The 13863-nt window shown below is 64.2% G+C and carries 9 protein-coding genes; 3 read left to right on the top strand and 6 right to left on the bottom strand.

Features of this window, described 5'->3' with window-relative positions; genetic code table 11:
* The first annotated feature begins 52 nt into the window (after positions 1-52).
* Positions 53-4453: a beta strand repeat-containing protein gene (locus KQ659_RS19815; protein ID WP_216690537.1), complete on the top strand. Its 4401-nt coding sequence runs from the start codon at positions 53-55 to the stop codon at positions 4451-4453.
* Positions 4454-4609: 156 nt separating this feature from the next.
* Here KQ659_RS19815 and kbl read toward each other — a convergent pair whose 3' ends face one another.
* Positions 4610-5806, bottom strand: a complete 1197-nt coding sequence (gene kbl, locus KQ659_RS19810) for a glycine C-acetyltransferase (protein WP_216679504.1) — start codon at positions 5804-5806, stop codon at positions 4610-4612.
* Positions 5807-5935: 129 nt separating this feature from the next.
* Positions 5936-7018: a patatin-like phospholipase family protein gene (locus KQ659_RS19805; protein WP_216690538.1), complete on the bottom strand. Its 1083-nt coding sequence runs from the start codon at positions 7016-7018 to the stop codon at positions 5936-5938.
* Positions 7019-7134: 116 nt separating this feature from the next.
* On the opposite strand from KQ659_RS19805, the gene KQ659_RS19800 reads away from it, so the two are divergent.
* A complete protein-coding gene (locus KQ659_RS19800) occupies positions 7135-8124 on the top strand; it encodes an NAD-dependent epimerase/dehydratase family protein (protein ID WP_216685751.1) in 990 nt (329 codons plus the stop codon).
* A gap of 147 nt (positions 8125-8271) precedes the next feature.
* Here the strand turns inward: KQ659_RS19800 and KQ659_RS19795 are convergent, their stop codons facing one another.
* The 3 genes from KQ659_RS19795 to KQ659_RS19785 all read right to left on the bottom strand — a co-directional run bounded on the left by KQ659_RS19795 (position 8272) and on the right by KQ659_RS19785 (position 12015).
* Positions 8272-10008: a T9SS type A sorting domain-containing protein gene (locus KQ659_RS19795; protein WP_216690539.1), complete on the bottom strand. Its 1737-nt coding sequence runs from the start codon at positions 10006-10008 to the stop codon at positions 8272-8274.
* Between the two features lie 243 nt (positions 10009-10251).
* Complete coding sequence (locus KQ659_RS19790; RefSeq protein WP_216690540.1) at positions 10252-11019, bottom strand: DUF475 domain-containing protein; 768 nt, start codon at positions 11017-11019, stop codon at positions 10252-10254.
* 33 nt (positions 11020-11052) lie between these two features.
* Positions 11053-12015 (bottom strand): alpha/beta hydrolase, encoded by a 963-nt coding sequence (locus KQ659_RS19785; RefSeq protein WP_216690541.1) that lies wholly within the window; start codon positions 12013-12015, stop codon positions 11053-11055.
* A 136-nt stretch (positions 12016-12151) separates the two neighbouring features.
* Between KQ659_RS19785 and KQ659_RS19780 the strand changes: the two genes are divergently transcribed.
* Positions 12152-12892, top strand: a complete 741-nt coding sequence (locus KQ659_RS19780; protein ID WP_216685754.1) for a DUF3891 family protein — start codon at positions 12152-12154, stop codon at positions 12890-12892.
* Here the strand turns inward: KQ659_RS19780 and KQ659_RS19775 are convergent.
* On the bottom strand, positions 12889-13716 hold the full coding sequence (locus KQ659_RS19775; protein ID WP_216679511.1) for a hypothetical protein: 828 nt from the start codon (positions 13714-13716) through the stop codon (positions 12889-12891). The genes KQ659_RS19780 and KQ659_RS19775 overlap by 4 nt on opposite strands.
* Positions 13717-13863: the final 147 nt, after the last annotated feature.

Genomic DNA, 13863 nt, shown 5'->3' with positions numbered 1-13863 from the left:
CATTCATCCCCTTTTTTCACCACCGTATTCATTCACTTTACTCTTTTGTCTTATGCACAAAAAAATACTCCGCGAGCAGCAGGGTCTGCTGCCCCGTGCCCTGTCATCGCCGAAGCGGCTCACGCGCCTGTTTGGTGCCGGGTTCCTGCTGCTGGGTGGCTTAGGGGCACAAGCCCAAACTACCACCGTCTTCAATGAGGACTTTGAAGGCGCTACCAATAGCTTCACGCTCGTCAACGGTGCCGCTACCAACATCAACCAGTGGTTTGTGGGCACGGTGGGCGGCAACGGCCCCACTACTGCCGGCACCAAATCGGCATACATCACCAACGATGGTGGGGTGAGCAATGCGTATACCATTACCAGTGCTGCGGTTTCGCACATGTACCGCGATGTGACCGTGGCCGCCGGCCAGGGCAATATTCAGCTCGGCTTCGACTGGAAAGCGGCCGGCGAAAGCACCTACGACTACCTGCTGGTGCAGGTGGCACCCACTACGTTTACGCCGGTGGCGGGCACCCTTCCGGCCGGCGTGACGGTGCTGGCCCAAATCAACCTGCAAACCACCTTCGGGCGGACCACGCTCCAGCTGCCGGGTAATTTCAGCGGCAGCACGCAGCGCCTGATTTTTACCTGGCGCAACGATGGCTCGCTGGGCGCGCAGCCGCCGGCTACGATTGACAACGTGACGGTGACCAGCCAGACGGCCAACCCCATCAGCGGGGCCTTCACCATCAACAGCGCGCTGCCCACGGCGGGCACCAACTTTACCAGCTTCACCGATGCGGCCAGCCGCCTGAACCAGGATGGTATCAGCGGTCCGGTGACCCTCACGGTTACGGGCGGCCCCTACACCGAGCAGTTTCTGCTGGGCGAAGTAGCGGGCACCAGCGCCACCAACACCATTGTCGTGAACGGCGGCGGGCGCACCATCCGGTATGCTTCGACCAGCAGCACGCAGCGCGCGGTGGTGCAGCTCAACGGCACCGACTACACCACCATCAACAACCTGAACATTGATGCCACCGGTGGCAGCGGCACCAGCGGCACCTACGGCTACGGCGTGCTGCTGACCAGTGCGGCCGACAACGACCGCATCACCAACAACACCATCAACGCGGACATCGCCACCACGTCGACCAACTTTGCGGGCATCGTGGTGAGCGGCTCGACCACCAGCGCCACCACCAGCGGCAACTCGGCCAACAACCTCACCATTGAGGGCAACACCGTGAACGGCGGCTACTACGGCATCACGCTGTACGGCAACAGCACCACTTCGCTGAACACGGGCAATGTTGTGCGCAACAACAACGTGCGCGACTTCTATACCTACGGGATTTACTCGGGGTATCAGGATGGGGCTCAGTTCATCGGCAACGATGTGAGCCGGCCGCTGCGCACGGCGGTCAGCTCGTTCTACGGCATCTACAATTTCGCCTCGTCGCGCAGCCTTACCATTGAGAAGAACCGCCTGCACGACCCGTTCACGGGCAACCCGACTTCGACCAGCGCGCTGTACGGCATTTACCTGGCTACCAGCACCGGCGCCACGGCTACTACCACCAACGACGTGGTGAACAACGTGCTGTATAACATCAACGGCTCGGGCACGCAGTACCTCATCTACAACTCGGGCGCTGCGTTTAGCCGCATCTACAACAACAGCATCAACGCGGACGACCAGTCGGCCGCGACCAACACTACCTACGGCATCTACAACTCCGGGGCCAGCGCTGATATCCGCAACAACGTGGTGAGCATCACGCGGCCCAGCACGGGCACCAAGTACGGCGTGTACTACTCCACAGCCCCGACCACCAGCAACTACAACGACATTTACGTGCCCAACGGCAACGTGGGCTATTTCAGCACTGCCCTGGTGACGCTGGCCAACCTGCAGGCCGCTAACAGCAATGCCTTCGACCAGAACAGCGTGTCGGCCGACCCGGTATTTGTGGGGGTCAGCACCGGCAACCTGCTGCCCAGCAACGTGCTGCTCAACAACGCCGGCACGCCGCTCACCCGCGTAACCGATGACATCACGGGTGCGGTTCGGGGCGCGGCCCCCGACCTGGGTGCTTATGAGTTTACGCCGGTGGCCTTGGATGTGGCCCCAGTGGCCCTCCTGGGCCCGGCTGCGGGCACGAGCTGCTACAGCGCTACCGAGGCGGTGATTGTGCAGATTCGCAACGCGGGCACTTCGACTCTTGACTTCGCTACCACGCCGGCCGCAGTATCGGTAGTGGTGACGCTGCCCGGCGGCACTACCCAAACCTTCCCCGGTACCGTGAGCACAGGCACCCTGACCAGCGGCGCGACCCTGAACGTGACCCTCACCGGCACGCTGAACATGACCACGCTGGGTGCTTACGCGTTTGCCGTGACGGCCACTGTGGTGGGCGATGCCAACACCAGCAACAACGTGCTGACACCCGCCGCTACCCGCACGGTAGTTGCTCCGGTGGCCGGTGTGCTGTCCCCGGCGTCCTTCAATATCTGTGTAAGCGGCAGCGCTTCGCTGGCCCTGGCCGGCGCAGCCAATGGCAGCATCCAGTACCAGAGCAGCACCAGCGCCACCGGCACCTTCACGGATATTGTCGGCGCTACTGCGGCTACGTACACCACGCCCGTGCTCAACAGCACCATTTACTACCGTGTGCGCAATACCTGCAACACCAACACGACCTACAGCAACGTGGCCGCCATCATGGTGAATAACCCCGTGATTTCGGCTGCTCCCACGCCGCTCAGCACCTGCGCGGGCGGTACGGCTACGCTGTCGTCCACCGTGCCAACGGGCGTTTCGGTGCGCTACTTCACCACGGCTACCGGCGGCACGGCCATCGGCACCGGCAACCCCTTCGTGACGCCGGCCCTCACGGCCAACACGACCTACTACGCCGAAGCCTTTGCGGGCGGCACCGAAAGAGGCGGCAAGCCGGCTTCCATCCAGACCGATGGCGGCTACAGCGGTACCAACACCGGCATCGTGTTCACGGCCACCGGCCCCACCTCCATTCAGGCGGCTACGGTATACAATGCCACTGCCACCGCCGGTTCGCTAACTGTGGAGCTACGCGACAACGCCGGGGCCCTGGTTTCCACGGCTGGTCCGTTTGCACTGGCGGCGGGCAGCACCACCGCCCTGATGCCCACCGTACTGCAGCTGAATCTGGCCGTGCCTGCTGCCGGCACCTACCGGTTGGTTACCTCGGCTACGGGCACGCAGCCCACGCTGTACCGCGATTTCACGGGCAATACCTACCCCTACACTTCGCCCAGCGGCGTGGTATCGGTTACGGGCGGTTTGCTGGCCGGTGGTGCCAGTGCCAGCTACTACTTCTTCTTCAACCTGCTGATTGGCAACGAGTGCGTGGGGGCTTCGCGCACCCCGATTCAGGTGAACGTGACGCCGGGCCTGGTGGCTTCGCTGCCGGTGGCCGCTGCTACCAGCTGCGGCCGCACGCCTTACCAGCTGGCCGGTACCATTGCCGGTTCGGCTACGGGCGCTACCTACACCACCAGCGGCACGGGCACGTTCTCGCCCAATGCCACTACGCTGAACGCAACCTACACGCCCTCGGCGGCCGACGTAACGGCCGGAACCGTGACGCTCACGCTCACGCCCACCGGCCCCACGGCCCCGTGCACCTCCACGGGCCGCGTGGTGCTCACGCTGGCTACGCCGCCGAACGCGGCCTTCAGCTACCCCGTCGGCACGTATTGCACGGGCTCTACTACTCCGGTAGCGCCGGTGCTGGCTCCCGGCGCGGTGGCCGGCACGTTCTCGACCACGGGCGCTGGCCTGAGCATTAACCCGGTAACGGGCGTTATCAACCTGACCAATGCCAACAGCGACGGCACGTACACCATCCTCAACACGGTGGCTACGTCGGGCGCGTGCAGCGGCTCATCGTCCAGCACCACCATCACCATCAACTTCGGGGTGGTGACGCCCACGCTCACCTCGACGCCCCAGGCGGGTGGGGTGCTGCTGAGCACGTCGGCCCTGGCCGGGGTTACCTATCAGTTCTTCCGCAACGGCGTGGCCGTGGCTGCCCCCGGCACCAGCAACACGCTGCTGCTTCCGGTGGGCTCGCAAAACGGCAGCTACACCGTGGTGGTGACGGCTACTTCCGGTTGCGCTTCGGCTCCTTCCAATGCGATTTCGGTAACGGTGACCGGTACGCAAACGGCGGCGCTCACCGGCGTAAGCCTGCTGGTGTACCCCAACCCCACGCCCAACGGCAGCCTCACGCTGGAGCTGCGCGGCCCCCGCGCCACGGCCTCGCAGCTGGTGGTGCTGAACTCGCTGGGCCAGGTGGTGCACACCAGCATCATCGCCGCCGGCTCGGCCTCGCTGAACCTGGGCCACCTGGCTTCGGGCGTGTACACCTTCCGGGTGAAAACGACCGAAGGCGTGCTGACTCAGCGCGTGGTACGCGAATAGGGTAGCGTTCCGCAGTAAGTAAAAAGTCCCGCCGGCAGCTGCCGGCGGGACTTTTTTTGTGAGCAATTATTGGTCCGGCCGGTTGTCGTGCGGGCGGAATCGGTGGTGCTTCAACCGGTCCGACCGCCTAGGGCGGTCGGACCGGAGCATACGCGCTTATTTCAGCACTTTCAGCTCTTTGCCCACTTTGGTGAAGGCGGCAATGGCCTTGTCCAGATGCTCGCGGGTGTGGGCCGCGCTCAGCTGCACCCGAATGCGGGCCTTGCCCTGCGCCACCACCGGGTAGTAGAAGCCCACCACGTAGATGCCCTCGTCGAGCATTTTGGCCGCGAATTCCTGGGCCAGCTTGGCGTCGTACAGCATCACGGGCACGATGGGGTGCTCGCCGGGCGTGATGTCGAAGCCGGCGGCGGTCATCTGCTCGCGGAAGTATTTGGTGTTCTCTTCGAGCTGGTCGCGCAGCTCGGTGCTTTCCGTCAGCAGCTCCAGCACGCGCAGCGATGCGCCCACAATGGTCGGGGCCAGCGTGTTCGAGAACAGGTAGGGGCGGCTGCGCTGGCGCAGCATGTCCACAATCTCTTTGCGGCCCGAGGTGAAGCCGCCCATGGCCCCGCCCAGGGCCTTGCCCAGCGTGCCGGTGATGATATCGACGCGGCCCATCACGCCGCGCATTTCGTGGGTGCCGCGGCCGGTTTTGCCCAGGAAGCCGCTGCTGTGGCACTCGTCCACCATTACCAGGGCCTGGTACTTATCGGCGAGGTCGCAGATTTTGTCGAGCTGCGCGATGGTGCCGTCCATCGAGAACGAGCCGTCGGTGACGATGATGCGGTGGCGCGTGCCCTTGGCCTGGGCATCCTGGAGCTGTTTTTCCAGGTCGGCCATATCGTTGTGCAGGTAGCGGTAGCGCTGAGCCTTGCACAGGCGCACACCGTCGATGATGCTGGCGTGGTTCAGGGCATCGGAAATGATGGCGTCCTGCTCATTAAACAACGGCTCGAACACGCCGCCGTTGGCATCGAAAGCGGCTGCGTAGAGAATGGTGTCCTCGGTGCCCAGGAACTCAGCCAGCTTGGCTTCCAACTCCTTGTGAATGTCTTGGGTGCCGCAGATGAAGCGCACCGAGCTCATGCCGTAGCCGTGCGTGTCGATGGCTTCCTTAGCGGCTTTGATAACTTCGGGGTGCGAGCTCAGGCCCAGGTAGTTGTTGGCGCAGAAGTTCAGCACTTCGCCGGCTTCGTCGGTTTCAATTTCGGCGCCCTGAGGCGAGGTGATGATGCGCTCCTTCTTGAAAAGGCCGGCGTCTTTGATTTCCTGAAGCTGCTGGGTGAGGTCGGGCTGGAGAGTGGCGTACATGGTTGGTGGGATGGTAAGTTTAATGAAGCAAAATTACATTGTCGGAGGTAGGGGCGGGGCCTGCCCCCGCCCGCCGCTCGCACCGTTCTAACGATTCCGTTCAACGACGGGCGGGGGCAGGCCCCGCCCCTACCTCTGACGCGCCAGAAACGCCTGTACACCCTTGCGTCCGCTGTCCATCAGCTGCTTTTTCTGCGCATCCGAAATCCGTTTGATTTTCGGGCTGAAATTCAGGAAATCGATGCTGATGGTGCGCTGCCAGTCGGCGGGCTGCACGGGGTTAAGGTTTTCGAGGGCCACGGTGTAGAGCGCGCCCATGTAGGTGTTGAAATCGGTGATGGCATAGGGGGCGAGCTGCTGGCGGCCGGCGGGCGCGCCATCCAGCGGAATCTGCTCGGCGCGGTCGAGGCGCAGGCCCAGGGTTTTGGGATTGAAGACGTGGCCGTGGGCATCTGGCGCAGCGGCCGGGCCGGTGGCCAGGTAGCGCGGGTAGTCGAACAAATCGATGGGGTAATTGGCCAGCAGGCCGCCATCGACGAGCACCTGCACGGGCTGGCCGGGGGCGGGCGTGCCGGTTATCACCTTGTTCTCCGCATCAAGCAGCACGGCCCGGAAGTAGAGCGGAATACTCATGCTGATGCGTACGGCATCGGCCACGCGCATGGTGGGTGTGGTTTCGTAGCTGAATATCTGCACGCGCTGCTGCGTGAGGTTGGTGCCGGTGGTGTAGAGGTCGCGGAAGCGGGCGGGTTCCTTTTGGGCCAGTGCGTGCAGCTCGCCCAGGGTGAGATGGGCGTTTTTGGTTTTGCGGGCCACCAGCTCGCCGAGGTAGGTGCTGAACTCGTCGCCCCGGTACCAGCCGTATTCCTTCACCAGCCGGTGCGTGCCACCGAAAAAGATGAACCGGCCATCATTCAACCGCTGCACGGGCGTGGCATTCACCACATCAATAATTTCCTGGGCCGAGTAGCCCACCGCCAGCAGCGCCGCCTGAATGGCCCCCGCCGAGGTGCCGCCCACCCGCGTAATTCCGGCTAGTACGCCGCGCTGCTCCAGCTCCAGCAGGGCCCCGCCGTAGGCAATGCCCCGGATGCCACCGCCTTCCATCACCAGGTTGCGGTAGCGCGGCGGGGCAGGGGCAGTCTGAGCGCGGGTTGCCCCGCTCAGCAGGCCGACGCAGAAGAGGCAGAACAGGGCAAGCCGCATAAACATGAGGCCAAAGATACCGTAAGGCAGTGCGGACCCGCGCCGATGGTTTGGCCACGACCGCGCCGGTATCTTTGCAGCCCAACTCCCACTCTCCCCATCTCAACCCGAACTCCCCGCGCATGGCCACCACTCCCGGCGACACTGAAACATCTGTATTACCCGGCTCGGTGCTGGTTATCGGCGCCTGCGGCCAGCTTGGGCTGGAACTGGTGGCGGCATTGCGCCAGCGCTACGAGCCCCACCTGGTAGTAGCTGCCGATGTGCGGCCCCCAAAAAATCCGGATTTGCTGGCTGGTGGCCCCTTCGAACTGCTCGACGTGCTCGACCGCTCCCGCCTCGACAAGCTTATCCGCCAGTACCGCCCCAAGCAGATTTATCACCTCGCCGCCCTGCTCTCGGCCACAGCGGAAAAGAACCCACTTTTCGGCTGGCAGCTGAACATGGACGGCCTGCTCATCGTGCTCGAAGCCGCCGTGGCCCACGGCGTGGCCCAGGTGTACTGGCCCAGCAGCATCGCCGTGTTCGGCCCCGATACCCCGCGCGAAAACACGCCGCAGGTCACCATCATGAATCCCAACACGGTGTATGGCATCAGCAAGCTGGCCGGCGAGCAGTGGTGCGAGTGGTATTACCGCAAGCATGGCCTCGACGTGCGCAGCCTGCGCTACCCCGGCCTCATTGGCTACAAGAGCCTGCCCGGCGGCGGCACCACCGACTACGCCGTGGACATCTACCACCGCGCCGTGGCCGGCGAGAACTACGAGTGCTTTCTCGAAGAAGATACCTACCTGCCCATGATGTACATGCCCGATGCCCTCAAGGCTACGCTGGACCTCATGCACGCCCCGGCCGAGCAAATAAAAGTCCGCACCAGCTACAACCTGGGAGCCATGAGCTTCTCGCCGGCCGAAATCACGGCCAGCATCCAGGAGCACGAGCCCGGCTTTGAAGTGACCTACAAGCCCGACGGCCGCCAGCAAATCGCCAACTCCTGGCCCGCCAGCATCGACGATTCAAAGGCCCGTACCGACTGGGGCTGGCAGCCCGATTTTGACCTCGACAAAATGACGGCCGACATGCTGCTGCATTTGAAAGAAATGAAAAGCTAAGAAAGCCCGTCTGGATTGCCAGGTTCGTTGCTCCGGTCTGACTGCCCTAAGCGGTCTGACCGGTTGTCGGCAGGGCGAAATCGTGCTCACTTCAATCGGTCTGACCGGAGTAACGAACCTGGTTCCGGATGGGCTTTCTTAACTGATTTACTCCATCTGCAGGCGGCTGGTAGCCGCGCCGCAACGTACCATGTATAATCTTGGTGCCAGCCCGGCCACATCGAGAGCCGCCTGGGCGGTGCGAGCGGGCAGCTCCTGCCGGCGTACCTCGCGGCCCAGGGCATCGAGCACCTGCACTGGGCGAGCCGTAGCGCTGGCCTCGGGCCAGGTGAGGCGCACGGCGTTGGCGGCCGGATTGGGAGCCAGCGTGAACGTTTCGGCCGGTGTGGTGGCACGCGTATTTGTAGCGAGGGCCGAGCTGGCTAGCCGGGCCGTGAAGGCGGTGCGGTAGCCCGTGGCATTGGGCAGCACAAAGGGGCCAACGCTGATGGGGGCATCGAAGAAGCCACCCACCGCGACGGCGCCCGCCGCATCTACGGCCACCGCCGAAATAGCGTCCCAACCCATGCCGCCGATGGGCATCACGCTGTCCCATTGGCCTGCAGCGCTGAGCTGCGCCACAAAAGCGTCGTAGGTTCCCGAGTTGGCAAGCTGGAAATTTCCGAAAATAGTAGGCGTAGTAGAGGCGGGAAAAATACCGCCGTACAGGCCTGCTACCACGGTTGCGCCGCTGGCGGTAGTGGCGAGGGAGGTGGCAAAATCATTGGCCGGCCCGCCGGCCCGTATGGCTTGTGTCCACTGGCCGGCGGCACTGAGCCGGGCCACAAATACATCGTAGCCCCCGGCGCTGGTGAGCAGGGTGCCACCCACATTCACGGGCTCGGCCAGCAAGCCCGCTACGGTCACGTTGCTCAGGCCATCCAAGGCCACGGCGCGGGCCTGGGGAGCACCGGCCCCGCTGCCTGCGTTGGTGGCGGCGCTCAGCGGCACCGCCTGGGTCCACTGGCCGGCCGCCGAGAGCCGGGCCACGAACAGGCCATCGTCGCGGGTGTTGAGCACGGTGCTGCCGAAGCTGGCGCTGGTGCCAAAGGTACCGGCCACCACGGCGTTGCCGGCCGCATCCACGGCCAGCGCGGTGGGGTAGGTCCGGAAAGGAACGGTGCTAAACTGGCAGGTGCTCTGGGCAGCTTGGGTCCAGGTAGAGGTGGCCAAATTGAGCCGGGCCACGAAGACGGCGGTTGTCACGCCATTGGCCACCAGGGTGGAGGTGTCAAAGCCGATGGTGTTCTGAAAGCTGCCCGCCACCACGGCGTTGCCGGCCCCATCCAGCGCCAGGGCACTGGCAGCGTCTTGGCCGGGGCCGCCCATGCCCCGGGCCATCACCCATTGGCCCGTGGGGCCGAGTTGGGCTACGAAAGCATCGCTGGCCTGGGCGGTGCCGGTAGTAGTGAGGCCAAAAGACTGAAAGGAGGTGAGCGAGCCCGCCGGGGCCGCGCCGCCAAAGGACCCGGCCACCACCACGCTGCCGCCGCTCAAAACCAGGGCATTTGCGTAGTCCTGGCCTGGTCCGCCGGCGCTCACGGCCTGTATCCACTGGCCGCCGGGGCTGAGCTTGGCCACGAAAATATCGGAGCCGCCCGCGCTGCTGAGCGTGGTAGTGCCCAGCGTGAAGGTGCCCGAGAAATAGCCGGCTACTACCGTATTTCCGGCGGCATCCAGCGCCGTGGCAGTTAGGGCCGAGCCGTCTGGGTGAGCCGCGCCGCCGGGGCCGCTGATGGCCGTGGGGGCGCTGGCCCATTGCCAGTGCTGGGCGTTGGCCAGCGCGGGTATAGCAGTCAGGGCCAGCAGGGAAAGGACCCGCAGGCAGGGAGTGTTTTTTTTCATGGGTAGCGAAAAATGAACAGTCGGATGGATGGCCTCCTGCTGCCATCCGGCAGCGGCTCATCCATTAGTGCTGAGCGCAATACTACGAGTTTGGTTGCGCTCCGCTGTTATTTTATTTCAAACCGGGTGGTTGAGCGGTTTGTGAGCCCCGTTTGCCACTTGCCTGCATCGTGCTAAAACAAGCCGATGCGCGATGCCTGCGGCCGTATCTTTTATCCGTGCCCCGCGTCGGACCTGCGTCGCTTAGTTGCCGCCAGCGCGTTGCGGCACATTGAACAGCAGCGAGGTAGCCCACGGCACCGCGAAGGTGGCCACCGTGAGCACGGTGAGTCCCACATCGGCCGCCTCGCTTTCGAGGGCCACGCTCACGGGGTGGCCGGGCAGGAAGTGCACCACCAGCGACAGCATCAGCTTGAGGCCCAGCAGGCCGATGACCACAAAAGCGGCCGTTTCCAGAAACGGGTACTTGCCCATGAGCAGCACAAAAGCCTGCGCCACCAGCCGCATGGCCAGAATGCCGATGAACACGCCCACGCAAATCAGAATCAGGTTGTCGGTGAAGGCCACCACGGCAAACACGTTGTCGATGGAGAAGGCCAGGTCCATGAGCTCAATCAGGGCCACGGTGGCCCAGAATTTCCCAAACAAGCCCAGCGTGTTGCGGTAGAGCCAGCTTTTCTGCTTGTCGATAACCTCTTCCTCCTCGGCTGCGGCGCGGGCCTTAAAATGGTCGTACACCAGGTAGAGCAGGTAGAGTCCGCCCAGCGGCTTCAAAAACCAGAATTTGATAAGGAATGACGCGAATAAAATGCACAGCCCCCGGAAAATATACGCCCCGAAAATGCCGTAGCGCAGGGCCTTATTGCGCTGGTCTTTGGGCAAATCGCCCACCATGGTGGCCAGCACGGCGGCATTGTCTACCGATAGCAGGCTTTCGATGATGACCAGGTTGCCCACGATGGCCAGCGAGGCCAGCGGGTTTTGAAGAATTTGCTCGACGTATTGATTCACGGAATAAAAGCTGTGGCATAGCCAAATGGGCCGCTACTGGAACGGCCGCTGCCCGCGAAAGATGCCATTTGCTGCGGGTTGGGGCCGCAAACTACAACGCCTACGTTGCGGCAGCCTCCAGCAGCGCCCGCATTTCCTCCAGAATTGCGGGCCAGTTTTCCAGGTACAGCATGTGGCCCTGGGCGGGCAGCAGCCGCACGGGCGCACCGCCCAGCCGCCGGGCCAGGTAGGGAATGTTGCCGGGTCCCCACACGCCATCGGCCTGGCCGTGCCAGAGCCGGACGGGCGCCCGCACGTCCTCGATGCGGAAGCCGGGCGGGCGGCACCAGGCCTGGGCATCATCAAATACGCCCCGGCCCTGGTGGGCGAAACCCTGCACGGCGGCATCGCGCAGTGGCGGACCGTGGCGTGCGCCTCGGCCGGCCGCATGCCCCGGATGAACCAGGCCAGGGTGCGGTCGGGGTGCCGGGCCCACTGCCGGCTGAGCCACAGAAACGTGGTGCGGTTCAGCCACGGAAAGCCCAGCTGGCCCCACAGCAGCCCTTTCCACACCCACGAAAGATGCCGATAAACCGCCCGCTCGCCCAGCGGTAGGCAGGTGCTGAGCAGCTGCGCCGCCGCCACCCGCGCCGGGTGCCGCGCCGCCAGCGCCAGCGCGTGCACGCCGCCCACCGACCAGCCCATCACGCCCACCGGCCCGGCTATTTCCAGGGCATCGAGCATGGCCACCACGTCATCGGCAAATGAGGGAAAGGTGAGCGGCCGGTACACGCTGGACTGCCCCACGCCGGGCCGGTCGGGCGCCAGAATCTGGAGCTGCAGCCGGGCCAGCAGCGCTGCATCATCGGGCACCTCCAGCCCCGAGGAGCCGAAGCCGTGATGGAACACCACCGCCCGGTGCGCGGGGTTGCCGTAGCGCGTGAGGCCCAGCCGGCGGCCGTCGGGCAGGCGAATGGTGAGCGGGGTGGGGCTTCCGGCGGTAGTGGGGGCAGGCATGGCCGGGGATGGTAGTGGGAAAGGTGAGCCTGGAATAGGAGTGAGCTATGTAGAATTGCAAAAGAAGCTACGGCAACCCTGGAATCGGTTTGCCAGTTGAATCTCAAGGCTGCTTTTTCCCACTGCTCCCCGCCCCATGATAGTCAACTCAACCCCCGTCGGCTGGCAAATCGTCTACCAACAGGCCCACGCCCTGCTGGCCGCGCAGCTTGCCTACGCCTGGCCGCCCACGCTGCCGCCCGCCCGCTGGGTGGGCCTGCTGGCCGCCATCGTGCAGCACGACGACGAGCAGGCCGCCTGGCTCGGGCACGGCGGCCACCATGGCCTCACGCCCGCCGGAGCTCCGGCCAATTTCACCCAAAAGGAATTTTCCATGGAGCAGGCGGCCGGGGTGCTGGCTGCCGCCCGCTTCCAGGGGCGCTGGCGCAGCCTCCTCACCAGCCTGCACCTGAGTTGCCTCTACGAAAACCTACGGGGCCAAAAAAAGGCCATTGATGCCTTCCTGGACGAATTAAAAACCAGCCAGCAGCAGTGGCGGAGGCAACTTGAAATTTCCAAAAAAGAAGCCGACCAGGCTTACGCCCTCCTGCACTGGTGCGACCGCCTCTCCCTCATCCTCTGCCGCCACGAAATCCCGGAAATGGGCCGCGCCGTGGAAATCCACCGCGGGCCCGATGGCACCGTGCATACCCTGGCCCAGCCCGTGGCCGGCGGCCCAGTGCTGGTGAAATCCTGGCCTTTTCAAGCCGCCGAAATGGAGGTGAGCGTGGAGGCCAGCGTGCTCACGCAGCTTCAATATAAAGACGATGCCGAGCTGGCCGCCGCCCTGCGCGCCGCCCCCATCGATATACTGCGCTGGACGCTGGCCGCCGGCTAGCGCAGCTTGGTGACCGGGGTGGGACTGCTCATCACGCCCTCGGGCAGGGTTTGGGCGGTGGCAATGTTGTCGAGGCGGCTGGGCTTGGTGGCTTCGCTGCGGTCGGCGGCCAGCAGGAGCTGGCCGTGGCGGGTGTAGTCGGCCCAGCGGCGGCGGAAAGCGGGCTGGGCGTCGGCGGCGGCAGGGAAATAGGCCCACTCATCCACGAGGCCGGTGGTGGGGTTCACCAGCACTTCGTAGCCGTTTTCGGGGGTGGTGCCCACGTTTTTGAAGGTGAGCTGAAGGGCTTCGGCGGGCTGGCCGGCCATGGTTTTGGCCGCGCCCTTATACTTCAGGGTCACGCCCGAATCCTTCAACTTGAAAGGCATGAGCAGCCACCAGGAATTGTTGTTCCAAATGGGCGTGAGCTTGCCAAGCAATTCCTGCCCGGCGGGCGTGGCCGAAATGTCCTTGCCCAGGCGGTAGACGTGGCCCTGCTTGGTGCCCAGGTTATAGTTGGCCACCAGCGAGTCTTTTTCCCAGTGAAAATCGCCGGTTTGCTTGTCCCAAATCTGGTACTGGCCGCCGAAGAAGCTCCAGGCTAGGTAGCGGGTGTTGTTCCAGGCATCGTAGCCCCCCATTTTACGCATCACAGTGTCGGCCAGGGCCACGGCCTTGGGGTCGGAGCCGGCTTGGTCGAAGCCCTCGGCGGCGGGGTCCGTGGCGGAGGAATTGACCGCCGGGGTCTTATTTTCGGTAGGCTCTTTGGCGGCCGGGCAGCCCAGGAGCAGGCCGCTGATGGCTACCGCTCCGGCCAAACATAAAGACTGAGTAAAGCGACGCATAATGGAATGTTGGTTTGGTGAGGCCGCCAAGGTCGGTCGGCTTTCCCGATACGCATTCGGCGGGCGAAGGTCTTGGGAACAACGAAATTTACCAACGCCGCCCCGGTGCAGCCGTATTAACAAGCACGCCTCTGCTTTTCGGCGTTG

Origin of the sequence: Hymenobacter siberiensis (assembly GCF_018967865.2) — a bacterium.
GTDB classification, from domain to species: domain Bacteria; phylum Bacteroidota; class Bacteroidia; order Cytophagales; family Hymenobacteraceae; genus Hymenobacter; species Hymenobacter siberiensis.
Note: the sequence above shows the minus strand (reverse complement) of the source record. Positions and strands in the feature narration are given on the sequence as shown.

Excerpts from the sequence above, each read along its gene's own strand:
- KQ659_RS19805 (WP_216690538.1), bottom strand. The coding sequence starts at position 7,018 with ATGTTTATGCGGCTTGCCCTGTTCTGCCTCTTCTGCGTCGGCCTGCTG.
- kbl (WP_216679504.1), bottom strand. The coding sequence starts at position 5,806 with ATGTACGCCACTCTCCAGCCCGACCTCACCCAGCAGCTTCAGGAAATC.
- KQ659_RS19815 (WP_216690537.1), top strand. The coding sequence starts at position 53 with ATGCACAAAAAAATACTCCGCGAGCAGCAGGGTCTGCTGCCCCGTGCC.
- KQ659_RS19775 (WP_216679511.1), bottom strand. The coding sequence starts at position 13,716 with ATGCGTCGCTTTACTCAGTCTTTATGTTTGGCCGGAGCGGTAGCCATC.
- KQ659_RS19780 (WP_216685754.1), top strand. The coding sequence starts at position 12,152 with ATGATAGTCAACTCAACCCCCGTCGGCTGGCAAATCGTCTACCAACAG.
- KQ659_RS19795 (WP_216690539.1), bottom strand. The coding sequence starts at position 10,008 with ATGAAAAAAAACACTCCCTGCCTGCGGGTCCTTTCCCTGCTGGCCCTG.
- KQ659_RS19785 (WP_216690541.1), bottom strand. The coding sequence starts at position 12,015 with ATGCCTGCCCCCACTACCGCCGGAAGCCCCACCCCGCTCACCATTCGC.
- KQ659_RS19800 (WP_216685751.1), top strand. The coding sequence starts at position 7,135 with ATGGCCACCACTCCCGGCGACACTGAAACATCTGTATTACCCGGCTCG.